At 63.2% G+C, this 17,743-nt stretch carries 16 protein-coding genes; 8 read left to right on the top strand and 8 right to left on the bottom strand.

Translation table 11 applies throughout. The annotated features are described in order from the left end of the window. Positions 1 to 39: 39 nt before the first annotated feature. The 4 genes from BM338_RS17435 to dbpA all read left to right on the top strand — a co-directional run bounded on the left by BM338_RS17435 (position 40) and on the right by dbpA (position 4,093). Positions 40 to 759, top strand: a complete 720-nt coding sequence (locus tag BM338_RS17435; protein WP_090453104.1) for a pseudouridine synthase — start codon at positions 40 to 42, stop codon at positions 757 to 759. Between the two features lie 93 nt (positions 760 to 852). Next, positions 853 to 1,170, top strand: coding sequence for a metalloregulator ArsR/SmtB family transcription factor (locus tag BM338_RS17430; RefSeq protein WP_090453102.1), 318 nt, complete (start codon positions 853 to 855; stop codon positions 1,168 to 1,170). 63 nt (positions 1,171 to 1,233) lie between these two features. Further along, a complete protein-coding gene (locus tag BM338_RS17425) occupies positions 1,234 to 2,655 on the top strand; it encodes a DUF2867 domain-containing protein (RefSeq protein WP_090453100.1) in 1,422 nt (473 codons plus the stop codon). A gap of 49 nt (positions 2,656 to 2,704) precedes the next feature. Continuing rightward, positions 2,705 to 4,093: an ATP-dependent RNA helicase DbpA gene (dbpA, locus tag BM338_RS17420; protein ID WP_090453098.1), complete on the top strand. Its 1,389-nt coding sequence runs from the start codon at positions 2,705 to 2,707 to the stop codon at positions 4,091 to 4,093. Between the two features lie 106 nt (positions 4,094 to 4,199). Here the strand turns inward: dbpA and BM338_RS17415 are convergent, their stop codons facing one another. Genes BM338_RS17415 through BM338_RS17405 form a run of 3 tightly spaced genes read right to left on the bottom strand, consistent with a single transcriptional unit; the run spans position 4,200 to position 8,670 of the window. Further along, the gene (locus BM338_RS17415; RefSeq protein WP_090453096.1) at positions 4,200 to 4,925 is read right to left on the bottom strand and encodes a c-type cytochrome; all 726 of its coding nucleotides are present in this window, start codon (positions 4,923 to 4,925) and stop codon (positions 4,200 to 4,202) included. A 13-nt stretch (positions 4,926 to 4,938) separates the two neighbouring features. Continuing rightward, positions 4,939 to 7,542 (bottom strand): MtrB/PioB family outer membrane beta-barrel protein, encoded by a 2,604-nt coding sequence (locus BM338_RS17410; protein WP_090453093.1) that lies wholly within the window; start codon positions 7,540 to 7,542, stop codon positions 4,939 to 4,941. 12 nt (positions 7,543 to 7,554) lie between these two features. After that, positions 7,555 to 8,670 carry a DmsE family decaheme c-type cytochrome gene (locus BM338_RS17405; RefSeq protein WP_090453091.1) on the bottom strand — a complete coding sequence of 372 codons (1,116 nt, stop codon included), beginning with the start codon at positions 8,668 to 8,670 and terminating at the stop codon, positions 7,555 to 7,557. 258 nt (positions 8,671 to 8,928) lie between these two features. Here BM338_RS17405 and BM338_RS17400 point away from each other — a divergent pair, with 258 nt between their 5' ends. After that, positions 8,929 to 9,882 (top strand): LysR substrate-binding domain-containing protein, encoded by a 954-nt coding sequence (locus BM338_RS17400; protein ID WP_090453089.1) that lies wholly within the window; start codon positions 8,929 to 8,931, stop codon positions 9,880 to 9,882. Positions 9,883 to 10,030: 148 nt separating this feature from the next. Next, a complete protein-coding gene (locus BM338_RS17395; RefSeq protein WP_090453087.1) occupies positions 10,031 to 10,954 on the top strand; it encodes a DUF2167 domain-containing protein in 924 nt (307 codons plus the stop codon). A gap of 88 nt (positions 10,955 to 11,042) precedes the next feature. On the opposite strand, the gene BM338_RS17390 is transcribed toward BM338_RS17395, so the two are convergent. Beyond that, complete coding sequence (locus tag BM338_RS17390) at positions 11,043 to 11,753, bottom strand: ArsR/SmtB family transcription factor (protein ID WP_090453085.1); 711 nt, start codon at positions 11,751 to 11,753, stop codon at positions 11,043 to 11,045. Positions 11,754 to 11,841: 88 nt separating this feature from the next. Between BM338_RS17390 and BM338_RS17385 the strand changes: the two genes are divergently transcribed. Next, entirely contained in the window at positions 11,842 to 12,468 is a 627-nt protein-coding gene (locus tag BM338_RS17385; RefSeq protein WP_343124165.1) for a flavin reductase family protein, read from the top strand. A 92-nt stretch (positions 12,469 to 12,560) separates the two neighbouring features. Here the strand turns inward: BM338_RS17385 and BM338_RS17380 are convergent, their stop codons facing one another. Further along, on the bottom strand, positions 12,561 to 14,795 hold the full coding sequence (locus BM338_RS17380; RefSeq protein WP_090453081.1) for an NADP-dependent isocitrate dehydrogenase: 2,235 nt from the start codon (positions 14,793 to 14,795) through the stop codon (positions 12,561 to 12,563). A 343-nt stretch (positions 14,796 to 15,138) separates the two neighbouring features. Then, the gene (locus BM338_RS17375; protein ID WP_090453078.1) at positions 15,139 to 16,191 is read right to left on the bottom strand and encodes a cytochrome-c peroxidase; all 1,053 of its coding nucleotides are present in this window, start codon (positions 16,189 to 16,191) and stop codon (positions 15,139 to 15,141) included. A 212-nt stretch (positions 16,192 to 16,403) separates the two neighbouring features. Here BM338_RS17375 and BM338_RS17370 point away from each other — a divergent pair, with 212 nt between their 5' ends. Next, positions 16,404 to 16,898 carry a cupin domain-containing protein gene (locus tag BM338_RS17370; RefSeq protein ID WP_177229403.1) on the top strand — a complete coding sequence of 165 codons (495 nt, stop codon included), beginning with the start codon at positions 16,404 to 16,406 and terminating at the stop codon, positions 16,896 to 16,898. Positions 16,899 to 16,952: 54 nt separating this feature from the next. Here BM338_RS17370 and BM338_RS17365 read toward each other — a convergent pair whose 3' ends face one another. Continuing rightward, positions 16,953 to 17,429: a hypothetical protein gene (locus tag BM338_RS17365; RefSeq protein WP_090453076.1), complete on the bottom strand. Its 477-nt coding sequence runs from the start codon at positions 17,427 to 17,429 to the stop codon at positions 16,953 to 16,955. 12 nt (positions 17,430 to 17,441) lie between these two features. Beyond that, a complete protein-coding gene (locus BM338_RS17360; protein ID WP_090453074.1) occupies positions 17,442 to 17,741 on the bottom strand; it encodes a LysM peptidoglycan-binding domain-containing protein in 300 nt (99 codons plus the stop codon). Positions 17,742 to 17,743 lie beyond the last annotated feature (2 nt).

Below are 17,743 nucleotides of genomic sequence, written 5' to 3'. Positions count from 1 at the left end.
GTTCCGATACGTTTAAACAAGCGATACCTTCGATCAGCCATGCGCGTCAACAAATACATCAGCGAAGCCGGCATCTGCTCCCGCCGCGAGGCGGACGATCTGCTGCTGGCCGGGCGGGTCACCATCAACGGCGAAGTCGTCAGCACCGGCGCCAAGGCGCTGGAAGACGATGAAGTGCGCGTGGATGGTGAGATCGTCAAGGCGCGCGTTCTCGCCGCCACGCCGGCCGCCAAGCGCGCCGTCTATATCGCGCTGAACAAACCGGTGGGTATCACCTGCACCACCGACCACACCGTCTCCGGCAACATCGTCGACTTCGTCGACCACCAGCAGCGCGTCTTCCCGATCGGCCGTCTGGACAAGGATTCGGAAGGCCTGATCCTGCTCACCAGCAACGGCGACATCGTCAACGAAATCCTGCGCGCCGAGAACAACCACGAGAAGGAATACCTGGTGGCGGTGAACAAGCCCGTTACCGACGAGTTCCTCGCCAGCATGGCCAAGGGCGTGCGCATCCATGGCCAGATAACCAAGCCCTGCCGCACTCGCAAGATCGCCAAGTTCGGTTTTGCCATCGTGCTGACCCAGGGCCTCAACCGCCAGATCCGCCTGATGGCCGCTGCCTTCGGCTACCGCGTCACCCAGCTGCGTCGCGTGCGCGTCATCAACGTCAAGCTGGGCCATCTGAAGCTGGGGCAGTGGCGCAATCTGACGGATGCGGAATTGAAAGGGCTACTGCCCCATCGCACCCAGTGGTGACAGCTCGCCCTTGAGCGAAGCCGCGTCGACCGCTTGACTTGACCGGTGTCCAGGTTTATATATTTAACTAATATCTTAATTGCTTAAAAGCTGATGGCCGCTGACCTTATCTTCGAAGCACTTGCCTCCCGCCCACGGCGCGAGATCCTGGCCTATCTCTCGGCCCAGGAACTGACTGCCGGCGAGATCGCCAGCCGTTTCGAAATGAGCGCACCGGCGATCTCGCGCCATTTGTCATTGCTGGAAGGCGCGGGGCTGGTGAGCAGCGAACGGCGCGGGCAGTACGTGGTGTACCGGATCAACAAGGACAATCTGGTGAATACGCTCACCGGCTTTGCCTTCGAGATCTGCCCCACGGCCGGCCCGCTGAAACGCGAATCCCGCCGGCTGGCCTCACGCAAGCCGGGCTGAGGGAAACACATCATCGCTAGTCCAACCGGCGACGCTATGGCGCTGCCGCAGGAGAGGTGCGCCATGTCGGGCAAGGCAAGGACCGTCGCAACGTTTCCCAGCACGCGCATCGTGCCCGCGTCGGGCGGTGTCCCGGTGGAAGTGACCCTGATCGCCCAGCTTGGCCACGGCGTCGGCGATCAGATGTATGCCAGCGCCTGTGCGCGGCAGCGCGCGCATCCTGCCTTCATCGATGCCCTCGACGAGCCATCCACTCAGTTGGGCGGCACGGACTTCGCGAAAGGCGATGCCACGGCGCTCTATACGTTCTCGGTGGGACCGCAGGGACACCCTTTCCACCGTCATGCCGGTCATCGCGTTTTCACGGCGGTCTCGGGCAGCAGCGGCGCGCAACTGCGCTTCTCCACCGCAACGCCGGATGAGCTCGCGGACGACCCGGCACAGTTCGTCCGCGCACTTCACCATGTGAACGTTCCTCCGGATTGCCTTTTCACTGTGCGCTTCAACGGCGAGACCTGGCACCAGTTCGCTCCGCGCGATCCGTCAGGCCGTCATCCCGCGCTGTTTGCCCTTTCCTGCCATACCAATGAACTCGGCGGCGAACTGGCCGAGGCGACCCGGCAACACGTACTGGCTGGCGAAGCCTCCATCCCTTTATTGACCGAACTGCTGCCCGAACACGTCGTGGCGTGGCTGGCGAAAGCCGCTCCGCGACTCGCGGATGTACCTACCGTTTCGCTCGCACTCAATGTACGCCCCGACTCCTTGCAGAGCGCGCTATGCAAGCGGATACGCGGCGGGCTTGGCCGCCTTCGCAGCTTCACAAGCCAATGGCGCCGCGCGGGCGGTTTTCTCAGCGAGACGGGCACCCGACTGCCCGTACAACCGCTTGCGAAGTTGCCTGACGATTCGCTGCTACGCAGCCAGCTCGCCGACGCTTATCAGCACGAAGATATGTTCCAGCTCGAACTGAGCGACCCGGCGTTGGCAAAAAAGGGAGCGACTCGCCTGTTGAGTGCGCTACTCGACGGCTTCCTGCTCAATCCACCTTCGAGCGTGTCCCGGCTGATGGCGCTGCGCAACACGCTGGTCAGACCGCTCGGATTGCGCACGTCGACGCTGGGTTGTCCGGTGTCTTCGCTGCTGTCGTCTCGCGTATGCGAACGCTTCGACCAACGCTTCCCTGTGCTGGCGCAAATGATCGACGAGAGTGGCCATCATGCACAGGTGATTCTGGGGGCAGACGACAAGCATCTGCGCTTCCGTTCCTGCATTGGTGTGCGCATTGTCGACGGACGACGTATCGAACTGACGCTCGGCACGCGGGTGCACTGCACGAATCTGTTTGGCCATGTGTATATCGCCCTGATCGAGCGCGTACACCGGCATCACGTCAGCCCGGCGATGCTGCGTATGGCGGCTGAACACGCCTTTGTGCACACGGCTGCGCGACAGGACTTGGATCTGCGGATTCTGGCGACGTGACAACCCCCGCTCGCCAAGACTTCTCACGCCACAGATGCGATCATGTCGCATGACCGCCTTCAGCACCCTCCCCCTCAAACCCGCCCTGCTTGCCAGCCTGGAAACCCTGGGCTATGCGGATATGACGCCTGTACAGGCCGAGAGTCTGCCACCGATCCTGGAAGGGCGCGACGTCATCGCACAGGCGCGCACGGGTAGCGGCAAGACAGCGGCGTTCGGGCTAGGGCTGTTGCAGGCACTGGATGTGGACACCATCCGTTTGCAGACACTGGTGCTGTGCCCCACGCGCGAGCTCGCGGATCAGGTGAGCAAGGCGATCCGCAAGCTGGCCGCGAATATCCCCAATGTGAAGTTGCTGACGCTGTGCGGCGGCATGCCGCTGGGGCCGCAGCTGGCGTCGCTGACGCATGATCCGCATATCGTGGTGGGCACGCCGGGCCGGGTGCAGGAGCATCTGAAGCGCGGCAGTCTGCATGGTGGCGGCATCAAGATACTGGTGCTGGACGAGGCGGACCGCATGCTCGACATGGGCTTCTCTGAAGCCATCGAAGACATCGTCAGCCGCATCGCCAAGCATCATCAGACGCTGCTGTTCTCGGCGACGTATCCGGACGAGATCCGCGCGATCAGTCAGCGCATGCAGAACGAACCCGTCGAAGTCACGGTGGAGACGCCGCATGACGAGGTGACCATCGAGCAGCGTTTCCACGAAGTCGATCCCGCACAGAAGATCGACGCGCTCGCGCAGCTGCTGGTGAAGGAACATGTCGGCGAAGAGCGGGCCGGCCACGCTCTGGTGTTCTGCAATATGCGCCGCGATGTGGATGCCGTGGCGGAAGAACTGGACAAGCGCGGTTTCTCCGCACTCGCCTTGCACGGCGACATGGAGCAGCGCGATCGTGACGAAGTGCTGGTGCGTTTCGCCAACCGCAGTTGCTCGATCCTGGTCGCTACCGATGTTGCCGCGCGCGGTCTCGATATCACCGCGTTGCCGCAGGTGATCAGCTACGACATCGCGCATGATCCGGATACGCATACGCACCGCATCGGCCGCACTGGCCGTGCTGGCCAGCCCGGCCTGGCGATCACGCTATGCACGCCGCGCGAACGACCCAAAGCCGCGAATATCGAAGAGATGACCGGCAAGCCGCTGGCCTGGCATCCGCTGAAAGTCGGTGCGCCGCGCGGCAAGACGTTGCACCTGGCGCCGATGAAAACGCTGGTGATCGACGCTGGCCGCCAGGACAAGCTGCGCCCCGGCGATATCCTCGGCGCGCTCACCGGCGACGCGGGATTGAAGGCCGAGACCATCGGCAAGATCGACGTGTTTGCCACGCGCGCTTATGTGGCCATCCAGCGTGATCTGGCAAACAAGGCACTGGAGCGCCTGCGCGTCGGCAAGATCAAAGGCCGCAACTTCCGCGTGCGCCCTCTGTAGGAGCGCACCCTGTGCGCGAAAGCCCTGCAGAGCAGGGCTGTTTTCCTGGCCGTGTTCATGACAAAGAGGCCCTGCTTTGCAGGGCTTTCGCGCACAGGGTGCGCTCCTACAACGTATTGATGTAGGTGGACAGGGCCTGGATGTCCGTGTCGTCGAGACTTTCGACGACACCCTGCATTACCTTGCCGTTGGTGCTTCCGCCGCGCGTGCCGCTTTTGTAGTCGCCCAGCACTTTGCCGACGTAGATCGAGGACTGGCCTTCGAGACGCGGGAAGGTGTGCCACGCGGGCTGCGGTGCGCTGCTCCATCTCGGCTGCGGCCCTTGCCCAACGGGTCCGTGGCAACCCTGGCACGGTGGAATGCCCTTCACCGGATCGCCGCTTAGATAAAGCTGCCCACCACGCGAACTGGCGTCGGCCTTGCCGGCAGGTTTGGCGGGGAGCGATGCGTAGTACGCCGCGAGATCGCGCATATCTTCATCGCTCAGCGGTGCCGCCTGGCCGGTCATGACGGGATCGCTGCGCTGCCCTTCCTTGAACGCCTTCAACTGCACATACAGATAGGTGGGGGACTGCCCGGCGAGATTCGGAAAGTTCGGCGCGATGGCGATGCCCTGTGGCCCATGGCACGCACCGCAGACCGCCGCCTTGTCGGCACCAGCCTGCGGGTTGCCCTGCACAGGCGCCTGTTTGCGCAAGTCGAGCATCGGCACGGGATGTGCTGCGGCAGTCGCGGCGGAGGCTGGCGCATCCTGCGCACGCACGTCGACCATGACGAAGCCTGCAAGCAGCCCACCGGTGATGAGCAGGGCAAACGGACGGAAGCGAGTCATGCCGGCACCCTCCTCATAGCTTCACGTTGAACATGGCACCGAGCAGGGTCACGCTGTAACTGCGTTGCGGCCCCTTGTCGGTGTAGATCCGCGAACCGTAACTGAGCGTCTGGTCGAGGCCCAGGTAATGCCAGTCGGTGAAGCTGCCGGTTTCGTGGCGGCCGAACAGGCGCATGCCGAAGCGGCGGGTGAAGTCGAAGTTGATGCCCAGGTCGAGCGTGTTGCTGCGATATTTGTTGTCGGGGAAGCCATCGCCAGCGGCCGCCGCAGCGCCGGGCCCGCGATAGGCGAGCGCACCGATGGTGGCGTAGTTGTAGCCGACATGGCCCAGCGATCCGCTGTAGTTGTAGCTGAGGTCCGTGCGCACGCGGCCGAAGTCGTGAGTGAGCGTGAAACCGGCGTTGGTGTTGCGCTCGCGGTCGAACTCCCACCATTGGTTGGCATACGGATACAGCGGGCCACCGAGGTTCGGGTTGGTCTGGCCTGGCGTGCCGAGACCGGCGCCGTTATCAGCGGCGTCGGAGTCGCCCACGTTGGCTATACCCATGCGCGAGGTCTCGATGCCGAGATACGCGCTGGCGGTGGTGCGCGGCGATGGCTGCCAGTCCCACTGCAAAGTGGAGCCGGTGCTTTGCGTGTTCTGCCGGCCGATCAAGGTGCTGTAGTTGTCGCGATTGCCGTAGAACGTGGCTGACACCGTGGTGGCGTCGCCGAACGGATAGGTCACGATCACTCGCGCCTTGCTCTCGTTGCGGTCCGAGAGATCGTACTTGCGCATGTCGGCCACGGTATGCGCCGGCAGGCCGGTGGCGGGGTCGACGAAGCCCGGCAGCGACTCGGAGAAAAACTGTGTGTAGGGGTCGTAGTTGTAGTGGCCACCTCGCCGCTGCGCGTATTCGTAGCTGGCACGGATGGTGGCATCGCCGAGTGAGCGGGATACCCAGGCGATCTTGATGCGATGTTCATCCACCCGCTTGCGCTCGCGGTATTTCGGTTCGTTGTAGTCGAAGGTGTAGGTAACACCGAGACTGTCGTGCCGCCCGAACTGCCAGTCGCTGCCCAGTTCGAACAAGGTGTCGGTATAGCCATACGGCACGTTGCGCACAGTGACGTTGGACGACCAGTACAGCGGATTGCGCGGATCGAAGATGCCAGTCTCGCCCGGCACGATGCTGCCCTGCGAGCCGTTCTCGGAGATGTAGCCGTACTGACCAGTGAGCGGGTTGTAGGCGAGATAACGGGTCTTGTTGTCTTCCTTGTACCAGCGCAGGCCGGCGTGCCAGCCGAAGTTTGTGCTCGGATGAAAATTCACCCGCGCGTCGAACAGTCCAGTGTCGATGCGCGCGTTGGCATTCTTCTGCGACAGCGCCGCGGTAGTGTTCCAGTTGCCGCAGGGCACGGTGTAGTTGGGGCCGCCGATCGGCGTCATGTCGATACCTATCACGCCGCTGCAGGTGACCGGCGGACGCAGCGCATCGTTCTGGCGCATGGTGCCCCACGCCGCGGCGACGTTAAACTGGCCGTTCCATTTCAGTTCGCGCGACAGGTCCAGGCGCAGGTTGTGGTAGTCGTTGTTCGGCTCTAGCGAGTACTCGCCCTGATAGATATTGGCCACTTGCGGCAGGCCCAATACGTTCTGCAGCTGGAACGGACTCTGGTAGTCCAGGTGATCCTTGTGATTGCGGAAGAACGAGCCGTTATAGGTGCCCACGAAGCGCCACACCTTGCCGACCTTGCGCAGGCTCAGATTAATGTCGGTAGTGGAGAAATCGATCGGCCGTACCGTCTCGTTGACGCCGCCGGCCAGGCCGCCGAAGGCGAAGAACATCGGCCCGCCCCATAGCCGCGTACCTTTGCGCTCTTCATTGCTGATCGCCGCCGAACCCACCCAGCCGCGATACAGCTCACCTTCCAGCGACAGACCCGTACGGGTGCGCGTGAGCCCGATGTTGCGGCGAGGTGCCGCGGCCGACGCGGCGGCAATCTGCGCCGGCGTACTGCCGCCCGGTGTGAGCGAGGCCGGCAAGGTGAGGTTGGTGCTACCGATGCCGTTCCAGATCGGGTACGCATTGGTCGACACCGTATGCGGCATGTCGCGATAGAACGCTTCCAGCTTGTAACTGCCGTACTTGCCGGCGCGCAAGCGGTAGTACTGGTCGTTGTCGCTGATGCGGCTGCCACGGAATTCCACGTACTGTCCGGTGCGCCGGTTATCGAAGTTCAGTGTGAAGTAGCCGAGCGCGAAGCCGCTCTTCCAGTCGCTGTACTGGCGGAAGAACTCAGCGTTCTTGTCGCCGTTGAGATGGATGTAGCCCAGTTGCAGCAGGCCCCAGTAGGTCCAGTCGCTCCCCGCGGATAGCGGCGTCTCACTGGCGTCCCGCGGATAGGGGTAGAGCGCGCCGGTCGGCGTGCGCAGCATGCCCGCATGCAACCACGAGAAACCTTCCTGCCCAGGTGCCATCACTGGCGTCCAGCCGCGCGGGTCGAGTGCATTGCCGTACTGCATGTCGCCCACGCGCATGGTGTCGCTGCCATCGGCAACTTGTGCGGCCGCCATGCTGGAGAGCGCCAGGCTCAGCAGCATCAAGGGAAGGAGTTGGAGCTGGCGCTTGCTCATGTTCCCTCTCCCTCACTTGTGGAACTTGGGACCGGAGGGGTTGTTGGAGCCATGGATGTTGGTGTGGCAGGTCAGGCAGCCGCGCCCCATGATCCGTTCGTCGGGCGACATCCCCGTGCCCAATCCGTTGGTGGTCTGCAGATCGTTCGGGTGCCGCGTCATGGTGTGGCACTGCTGGCACAACATGGGAACCGGCGCGACCAACAAGGTCTGCTGATTGGAGCCATGCACGTCGTGGCAGTTGAGGCAGTTCTGCCGCACTGGCGCATGCTCGAACAGGAACGGCCCGCGTTTCTCGGCGTGGCAGGTGTAGCAAGTCTCGTTGACCGTATCGGTCTTCAGCAGCGGCTTGGTGATGGTGCCGTGCGGGTTGTGGCAATCGGTGCAGGCCATCTGCCCTTCCGGCAGCGGCATATGCGAGCGGCGGTTGAACTTGGCGCGGATGTCCTGGTGGCAACTCGCGCAGACCTCATTGATGGAGGGCTTGGCCAGCGCGCCCTCCGGCGATTGCCGCGCCATCGGGTTGTGGCAATCGGTGCAGGACATACCGCGGTTCTCGTGCACCGAACCCAGCCAGTGCTGCCGCGCACCGCCGGCATGGCAGCCCAGGCACACCGCAGTCTGTGTCTGTGCGGACGTCTTGGCGTCATGGGTGAAAGCGATGATCGAACCCGGTGCCGTGGGGTTCTTGGCGTGATCAGAGCCCGGGCCATGGCAGCTCTCACAGGCAGCCTGCGGACCCGTGTTGGCCGCACCGGCGCGGAACGAAGCGACGTGCAAAGAGTGCGAGGCCTGCACATTCTCCAGTGCGTGGCAGGCGATACAGGTCTTGGCGCCAACGGCATCCGCGTTTGGCGCGAGCGGGTTCTTCGGCACCGTTGCGGCATCAAACGGCGTGGCGGGGTTGTCGCTCACCGGCCGCAGATGCGGGTCGCGGTTGCGCGCATCGTTCGCGCCCATGTCGGTGGCCGGCAGCATGCGCGCGATATCGCTCTGGCTCAGGCCGCTCGAACTGCTCGACGCCGTCTGCTGCGCCCACATCACCGGCGACCAGCACACCAGGCACATGGCGACAAACAGCAAGACCGCAGACGACAGCGGGGCGAGCCAGATTGACTTCGCACGCATGGCTTGAAACCCCTTGGCTAGCGTGAAGAGGCGCCTGTGTCGACCTCATCGCCCCTCACCGGCGATCCACCTTGCAACCGATGTCGGCACAGCACCTCGTCGGAGTATTCACCCTTGTCAGAGGCGGAATAAGCCCTGTCTTTGAAAATGAATGTCCAGGATCAGAGAACAATCGCGATATGTCGCGGCGCGTCATTCAGCCCGCCAAAGCTTGGAGTAGCCTGAAAAAAGCGGCATATCGCCAAGGGGACCAGGGACATGCAGGACCTCAACGACATTCATTATTTCGTTCAAGTGGTGGAGCACGGCAGCTTCACCGCAGCCAGTCGCGCGCTAGGCGTAGCCAAATCCCAATTGAGTTTTCGCATCGCGCGATTGGAAGAAAATCTCGGCGTGAGACTGATCCAGCGCACCACCCGTCGCTCCCATGTCACCGAAATCGGCCGACGTTATTACGATCAATGCCGGCTGATGCTTGCTGCCGCCGATCGCGCACAGCGGGTGATCGACGACGCGCAGGCGATCCCGCGCGGGCGCATCCACGTCGCCTGCCCGGTGATGTTTGCGCAGCTATTGTTGGCGCCGGTGCTGGTGGGTTTCCTGCGCCAGCATCCAGACGTGCAGGTCGATCTGGATCTGTGTCATCACCAGGTCGATGTGGTGGCGAATGGCTACGACATCGCGTTCCGCGTGCGTGCCTCGGTGCAGGATTCCAGTCTGGTGGTACGCAGCTTTGGCATGGACCCGCAGATGCTGGTGGCGAGCCCCGAACTCTTGCGCCGGATCGCCTCCCCGCAACAGCCCGCCGACCTGAGCGACATGCCGAGCGTCGGCGTGATTTCCGCCGAGGGTCGCCACTTCTGGACGCTGATCGATGCCAGCGGTCACGCGCAGCGCGTCGAGCATCACCCCAGCCTGATCAGCGACGATCTTCAGGTGTTGTATCAGGCGGTGACTGGTGGCCTTGGCATAGCGCAGATGCCACGCTTCATCTGCCGCGAGCCGATCGCGCGCGGCCAACTGGTGCCGCTACTGCCGGCGTGGAGCCTGCCCCCGGGCAATGTGCATGCGGTTTACCCGTCGCGGCACGGCCACACACCGGCCATGCGCAGCTTTATCGACTATGTCGCGGAGCATCTGCCGCGCATGCTGGCCGATGCGCAACGCGGCGTGCCGAGCGGTGATGTGAAGCCGCTGCTCGCCGTGGCATAGCGGGCCCGCGCATCAAGCCGCTACCCAGGACTGGCGTAACCCCACCCCTCCTGATAAAACGCCCCCTGACCCGCCGCACCATTGGGGGAACGGCGGTCCGCGCCCCATCCAACAGCGCGTATCCACGGACGACACTCAGGGACTCACTATGACAAGCAAGTTATGGCCAGCACTAGGCCTGCTGGCGGCCTTCGCATGGAACACGCCGGCCTTCGCCGCACCCGCCGACGAACCCGCAGCCACCGAGACACCCAGCAGCGCGGAATCTTTTCTCAAAGCGCTGCATCCCGCCACCGGCACCGTCACCGTGCCCGGCGCGCAGGCCACACTCAAGCTCGAACCGGGCTACAGCTTCCTCTCCGCGAATGACGCGCAGCGTGTGCTCTCCGGTCTGTGGAACAACCCGCCGGACAAAGATGTCCTCGGCATGATCCTGCCCAGTACTGACATGCACGTGCTGCTGGACGACAAGGCCTGGGCGGTGGTGGTGACCTTCGTCGACGAAGGCTACGTTTCCGACGCCGACGCCGCGAAGATCAACTACGACGACATGCTCAAGGACATGCAGGCGTCGACCAAGGATGAGAACGCCGAACGCGCCAAACAAGGCTATCCCGCCATCGAACTGGTGGGCTGGGCCGAGCAGCCGCATTACGACTCGACCAGCCATAAGCTGTACTGGGCGCGCAATCTCCGCTTCAAGAAGGCCGACGGCGCGGGCGAAGCCGGTTCGCTGAACTACGACATCCGCGTGCTCGGCCGCCGCGGCTACCTGTCGCTGAATGCGGTAGCGCCCGTGGATCAGTTGGCCCAGGTGCGCGCGGACATGCCCAAGGTACTGGAGATGACCGAGTTCGATGCGGGCCAGCGCTACACCGACTACAACGCCAGCACCGACAAACTCGCCGCTTACGGTATCGGCGCGCTGGTCGCCGGCGGCATCGCGGCCAAGGCCGGCCTGTTCGCCAAACTCGGCGCGTTGCTGTTCGCGCTGAAGAAGTTTGTGATCATCGGTATCGCCGCGATTGGCGCCGCGATTTCCAAGCTGTTCGGGCGCAAGAAGACGCAGTAACAAGATAACCCGCCTACTCCCTCTCCCCTTCGGGGAGAGGGTTGGGGTGAGGGGTGGGTGCTCGCGACAGCCTCGCCAGAAAACACACTCAGCGCAACGCCGCCTCACCCAGCCGCACGCCCAGCCCAGCCAAGCGCCGCAAGCCATCCGCGCTCGGCACCAGCGCCCGCCCCTGCGAGGCACGCCTTAGCCAACCTGCATCCAGCATCGCCGCCGTCATCGCCACGCCGAGCGGACCGCCGATATGCAGGCGACGTTCGGTCCAGTCCAGGCAGCCGCGTCCATGCAGGCGGGACAACTGATGAACACCTTCAACCGCCAGTCCTGCTTCAACCAGAACCTCCTCACCCGCGGGCAACAACTGCAGACCTTCACTCGCTGCGTGCAGATAACCGCGCGCCAGCATGGCATCGCAGAAAGCCACACCTAGCTGGCCGGCGAGATGGCGATAGCAAGTACGCGCGCGTCGCACCGCGGGGCCGCCGCCGGCCGGACGCAATGACGCGCCACTCGTGCGCGGCATCGCCATGGCTTCGAGCATCGCCGCGACATCGTCGTCGGCCAGCCGGTAGTAGCGATGTCGCCCCTGCACATGCAGCGCCAGCAAACCGCCTTCCAGCAGTCGCTTGAGGTGCGCACTTGCCGTCGCCGCACCGACACCCGCTGCCCGGGCCAGTTCACCGGCGGGGCGCGAGGTGCCATCCGACAGCGACAGCAGCATCGCGGCGCGTGCGGGTTCGGCCAGCAAGGCACCCACCTCGGCGAGCTGATAGCGATTCAATGAGGTCGCGTCTCTCATGTGCACAGTCTAATCCGCGCGCTGGAAGAACGTTTCGCTCCGTATCAAAACATCGGGCGACGCCGCGCACCACACTGTCGGCATGGACATGTATCGCACGCCCGACACGCTCGTCATTCACCCTTCCATTCTCTATTTCGGCACGCCGGTGGTGCTGATCACCACGCGCAATCCCGATGGCTCCGCCAACATCACACCGATGTCCTCGGCGTGGGCGCTGGCGGACCGCGTGGTGATCGGCCTCAGTGGCGGCGGCCAGGGGCTCGCCAATCTAAGGCGCGAAAGAGAATGCGTACTCAATCTCGCAAGCGAGGACATGCATGAAGCCGTTGAGCGCCTGGCGCCCACCACCGGACGCAACCCTCCGCCATCGTGGAAACACGGCTATCGGCATGAAGCGGACAAGTTCGCCCTGGGCGGCCTGCACGCGATACAGGCGCGTGCGGTGAACGCGCCACGCATCGCCGAATGTCCATTGCAACTGGAGGCCCGCGTTCGCCTGGAGTTCTTTCGCCCACTGGACGCCTGGTGCGACAGCGCTGAAGGCTACGCAATCTTCGAGCTCGAAGTGATTCATGTGCATGCACACGCTGACGTGGTGGTCCCTGGCACCCAGCACATCGATCCGCAGGCTTATCAGCCGCTGTTCTATTTATTCCGGCACTACGTGGGGCGAGGTGCGGCGCTGGGCAAGACGTTCAAGGCTGAAGTATGAGCTTGCAGGGTATGCGGCCTTACTGAAGTTGGAGCACGCAAAGAAAAGGGGCGCCGAAGCGCCCCATTCTTTTTCGCCTTGGCGATGACGAATCATCCAGCAACCAAGGCATCCAGTGCCGCGTTGAACGTCGCGCTCGGACGCATCGCCTTGGTGACCAGCGCGGTATCCGGGCGGTAGTAGCCCTTGATATCCACCGGCTTGCCCTGTGCGCCATTGAGCTCGGCGATGATCTTCGCCTCGTTCTCGGTCAGCGCTTTCGCCAGCGGCGCGAACTTGGCCTTCAGCGCGGCGTCTTCGTCCTGTGCGGCCAGGGCCTGTGCCCAGTACAGGGCGAGGTAGAAGTGGCTGCCGCGATTGTCGAGTTCGCCGACCTTGCGTGCCGGGGACTTGTTGTTGTCGAGGAATTTGCCGGTTGCCTGATCCAAGGTCTTGGCCAGCACACCGGCCGCGGCATTGTTGTAGCGATTGCTCAGGTGTTCGAGTGAGGCGGCCAGTGCCAGGAACTCACCCAGCGAGTCCCAGCGCAGGCAATCCTCTTCCAGGAACTGCTGCACGTGCTTGGGCGCGGAGCCGCCGGCACCGGTTTCGAACAGGCCGCCACCGGCCATCAGCGGCACGATGGAAAGCATCTTGGCGCTGGTGCCGAGTTCCATGATCGGGAACAGGTCGGTGAGGTAGTCGCGCAACACATTGCCGGTGACCGAGATGGTGTCCTGGCCCTTGCGGATGCGCTCCAGCGAGAAGCGCGTGGCTTCCACCGGCGACAGGATGCGAATGTCCAGACCACTGGTGTCGTGATCTTTCAGATAGCGCTCGACCTTCTTGATCACCTGGGTGTCGTGGGCGCGCGCCGGGTCCAGCCAGAACACGGCGGGCGTGTTGCTGAGACGCGCGCGGCTCACGGCAAGCTTCACCCAATCCTGGATCGGCGCATCCTTGGTCTGGCACATGCGCCAGATGTCGCCGGCTTCCACCTTGTGCTCCAGCAGCACGCTGCCATTGCTGTCGCTGACACGCACCACGCCGTCGGCAGCGATCTGGAAGGTCTTGTTGTGCGAGCCGTATTCTTCGGCCGCCTGCGCCATCAGGCCCACGTTCGGCACGCTGCCCATGGTCGCCGGATCGAAGGCGCCGTGCGCCTTGCAGTCCTCGATCACCACTTGATAGACGCCGGCATAGCTGCGATCTGGAATCAGCGCTTTGGTGTCCTGCAGCTTGCCTTCGGCGTTCCACATCTTGCCGGAGTCGCGGATCATCGCCGGCATCGAAGCGTCGACGATCACGTCGCTGGGCACGTGCAGATTGGTGATGCCCTTGTCGGAATTCACCATCGCCAGCGCTGGGCGCTTAGCGTATTCGGCCAGTACGTCGGCGGTGATCTCGGCCTGCTTGTCGGCCGGCAGCGAGCCGATGCGCGCGTAGAGGTCGCCGATGCCGTTGTTGGGGTTGAAGCCGATGCTCTTGAGCGTGCCGGCGTGCTTGGCCAACACGTCCTTATAGAACTCGGTGACCACGTCGCCAAACATGATCGGGTCGGAGACCTTCATCATGGTCGCCTTCAGATGCAGCGAGAACAGCACGCCCTGCTTCTTGGCATCTTCGATCTGCGCATCGACGAAGCTGGCCAGCGCCTTCTTGCTCATCACTGCGGCGTCGATCAGCTCACCGGCCGAGATCGCGGTCTTTTCCTTGAGCACGGTCTGGCTGCCGTCCTTACCAAACCATTCGATCTTCACTTCGGTCGGCTTTTCCACCAGCACGGACTTTTCGCTGCCGTAGAAATCGCCACCATCCATATGCGCCACGTGCGTCTTGGAGTCGGCACTCCACGCGCCCATCTTGTGCGGGTGCTTGCGCGCATAGTTCTTTACCGACAGCGGCGCGCGGCGATCGGAATTGCCTTCGCGCAGCACCGGGTTCACCGCACTGCCCTTGACCTTGTCGTAGCGCGCCTGGACGTTCCAGTCGCTGACATCGCTCGGCGCCTCGGGATACTCCGGCAGCGCGTAACCCTGCCCCTGCAGTTCCTTGATCGCCGCCTTCAGCTGCGGCATCGAGGCGCTGATGTTGGGCAGCTTGATGATGTTCGCTTCCGGCGTGGTGGCCAGCTGGCCGAGCTCGGCCAGATCGTCGGCCATTTTCTGCTCGTCTTTCAGCACGTCCGAGAACTGCGAAATGATGCGGCCGGCAAGAGAGATGTCACGCGTTTCCACCGCGATGCCCGCAGGCTGGGTGAAGGCTTTCACGATCGGCAGCAGCGAATGCGTGGCAAGGAAAGGAGCTTCGTCCGTGAGCGTGTAGATGATCTTCGGAGCGTTCGACATGGTGTGCGGTGACCTCTCTCTTGCAACGACAGATATTTGGAATGGGCGGCCAGACCGGCCCGCCGCCCGCAAAAGCTGCCCATTGTGGCGTGTTCGCCCTATGGGGAAAAGCCAAGCTCGGAGCGGAGAGGGGAGTTTTCAAGGCCGGGCATACCGATTGCCGTGGTCGGTGGGATCGGCGTACGGCTTCGTATGGGCAAGGCGTGGATTAAGCCTGGAGGATCAGGCAATCGCGAGGATCGGCGGGGCGGCACATGGGCCCCAGAGGGCGGCGTGCCTTGCAGAATAAAAAAGGCACGGTCGCCGCCGTGCCTTTCCTGGTGATATCGACACACCCACGCGATCAGGGATACGGAGGAGCCGGCGTGTCCGGCCCGGACGGCGGCAGGACGGGGTAGTCCACTTTGGGTTGCGCGCCCGTCAGCGAGCCGAGGAACAGCACGATGTTGTTCACGTCCGTGTCGCTGAGTTTCTGACCGAGCTGTGCCTCGCCCATGATCTTTACCGCCTCACCCAGATCGCGCACCTGGCCGCTGTGGAAATACGGCGCGGTCAGGGTGATGTTGCGCAGGGTCGGCACCTTGTAGACGAATTCGTCGCCAGACGACTTGCTGATGGCGAAACGCCCCTTGTCCGCGGCGGGGCGAATGTCGCTGCCCGGCGCTTTGATCAGTCCGAACTTCGCATACATCTCACCACCGATATTGACACCGCGATGGCAGGCGATGCACCCCTTGTCCATGAAAGTGCGCAGGCCTTCCTTCTGTTCGTGGGTGAGTGCGTTCGCATCGCCGCGCAGGTATTTGTCGAACGGCGCATTCGGTGTGACCAGAGTGGCTTCGAATACGGCGATGGCACTGGTCGCGTTGTCCAGAGTGATGGGGTCGGCCGTACCGGGAAAGGCAGCCTTGAAGCGCGGCAGATAGTCCGGAATGCTCTTCAAGGTCGCGACCACGGCATCCGGCGTGTTCGCCATCTCCAACGGGTTCTGCATCGGCCCGCCCGCCTGCTCGGCGAGATCCTTGGCGCGGCCGTCCCAGAACTGCACGAAGTTGTAAGCGGCATTGAACGTCGTGGGTGAGTTGCGTGGGCCGCGCTGCCAGTTATGGCCAATCGATGTACGTTGTTGATCGGCACCGCCTGTACCGACGTCATGGCAGGAGTTGCAGCTGATCTGCTGACTCTTCGACAGCCGCCTGTCGAAATACAGCGCTTTGCCCAGTGCGACACGCGCAGCGGTCGCCTGATTTCCAGGCAATGCCGGTGGTTGGGCCGGGATCGGCTTGAACAGGGCGTTGGCACGGGCCTGCAGTTCATCGGCCTGCGCTCCTGCACTGAATGCTGCCATGGTCAGCACCACGGACACTGCGTACTTTGCGCGCAATAAGCGATCCATATCGTCGATTCCTTGGACGAGGCTATAGAAGGTGTGAGTCCAAGGTTTCGGCCTACGAATGTAGCGCGCGCCTCGGCACGACATCCTTGTCGGCGGGCGCCATGCGTTCAATCAGATTTCTACGAAAGCCGGACGCGTCGATACTTCCGGCAACGCGTATCTGCGCGCTACGCTGCCTAAACGTTTCTGAGCATCAGCGATACGAGGTCATCATGTCCGTACATCACCGTTGTCTGCTCGTCGCTTTTGTCTTTTGGGTCGTGCTCGGCGTCGCACCCGCAGGTGCCGCCGAAAGTACGGTCCTGCTCAAGACCACGCGCTCATGGGATGGCACCCTTTATCCGACCTACCCGTCGGGGCAGCCAGAAATCACTGTGTTGCGCGTTGTGATACCACCGCATAGCGCGCTCGCATGGCATCACCATCCGGTGATCAATGCGGCTTATGTGCAGCAAGGCTCGCTGGTGGTGGAGAAGCACAACCACGCGGCAGGCGGACTGGATATTTGCTCGCTGGCCGCCGGAGATGTCTTGCCCGAACTCGTGGATCAGGTGCACCGCGGCTATACCGGCGATGAGGCTGCGACCTTGATCGTGTTCTATGCCGGCCATGCCGGCGGCCAGATCACAGTGCCGGATGTCTTTCCCGTAGATCCGGAGCCAGCGCGACAAGTGCCCGCTTGCCGCACCTTACTGGGCCGGAAATAACATAGACAAAGGGCGCGGCAGTGCCGCGCCCTTTGTCATTGCCATCATCTGGCGTTACTTGACGGAGAAATCCTTGCTCCCCGCCGGCTGTCCATTCAAGGACACCTCAACCTTGTAGTTACCCACCGGCCAGCCATCCGGCTTGCTGATTTCGAACTCGGTGGTGGAGGGGCCGGTCGGTGCGATGGACTTGCTGTCTTCCTTCACCGTCTGGCCATCCTGATACGTCCACTTCGCGGCGAGGGTCGCGGTGCCACTGCCGGTGGTGCTGACCGCGGCATGGATCGTGTCCTTGGTGGCGAAGCTGGTGGTGGCCATGGTGACCTTTTGGTCCGCACCAACCGCGCTGCCGAGGTCGATCGAAGCCACGCTGACCGCGGCCGGTGCTGGCGCGGCGGGAGCCGGCTGGGCTGCCGGTGGTGTGGCTGCGGCGGGCGGTGCGGCCGCTTCTTCCTTCTTGCCGCAGGCGCTGAGCGCCAGGGCAGCGGTCAACGAGAGTGCCATCACGTACGAGATACGGTTGAGCTTCATGCGTCGCCCTCCTCAGGCCTTGGCGGGAATCTTCAGTACCTGACCGGGCTTGATCCGGTCGGGGTTGTCCAACTGATCGCGATTGGCGTCAAAGATCTGATGCCAGGCGTTGGCGTCGCTGTAGAACTGCTTGGCGATCTTGGAAAGGCTGTCACCAGACTGGACCGTGTAGGTCTGCTCCGGCGCATCCGGCGCGGTCGAAACGACCTTGCTCTCCACATTGCTGAAGTCAGCCTTGGGCGCATCGGGCGCCGTGGATTTGACATCACTTTGCACGTTTGAGAAATCGGGCTTGCCCGTTTCATTGCCCATCG

The sequence above is a fragment of the Dyella sp. OK004 genome (assembly GCF_900114495.1).
Lineage (GTDB): Bacteria > Pseudomonadota > Gammaproteobacteria > Xanthomonadales > Rhodanobacteraceae > Dyella_D.
Note: the sequence above shows the minus strand (reverse complement) of the source record. Positions and strands in the feature narration are given on the sequence as shown.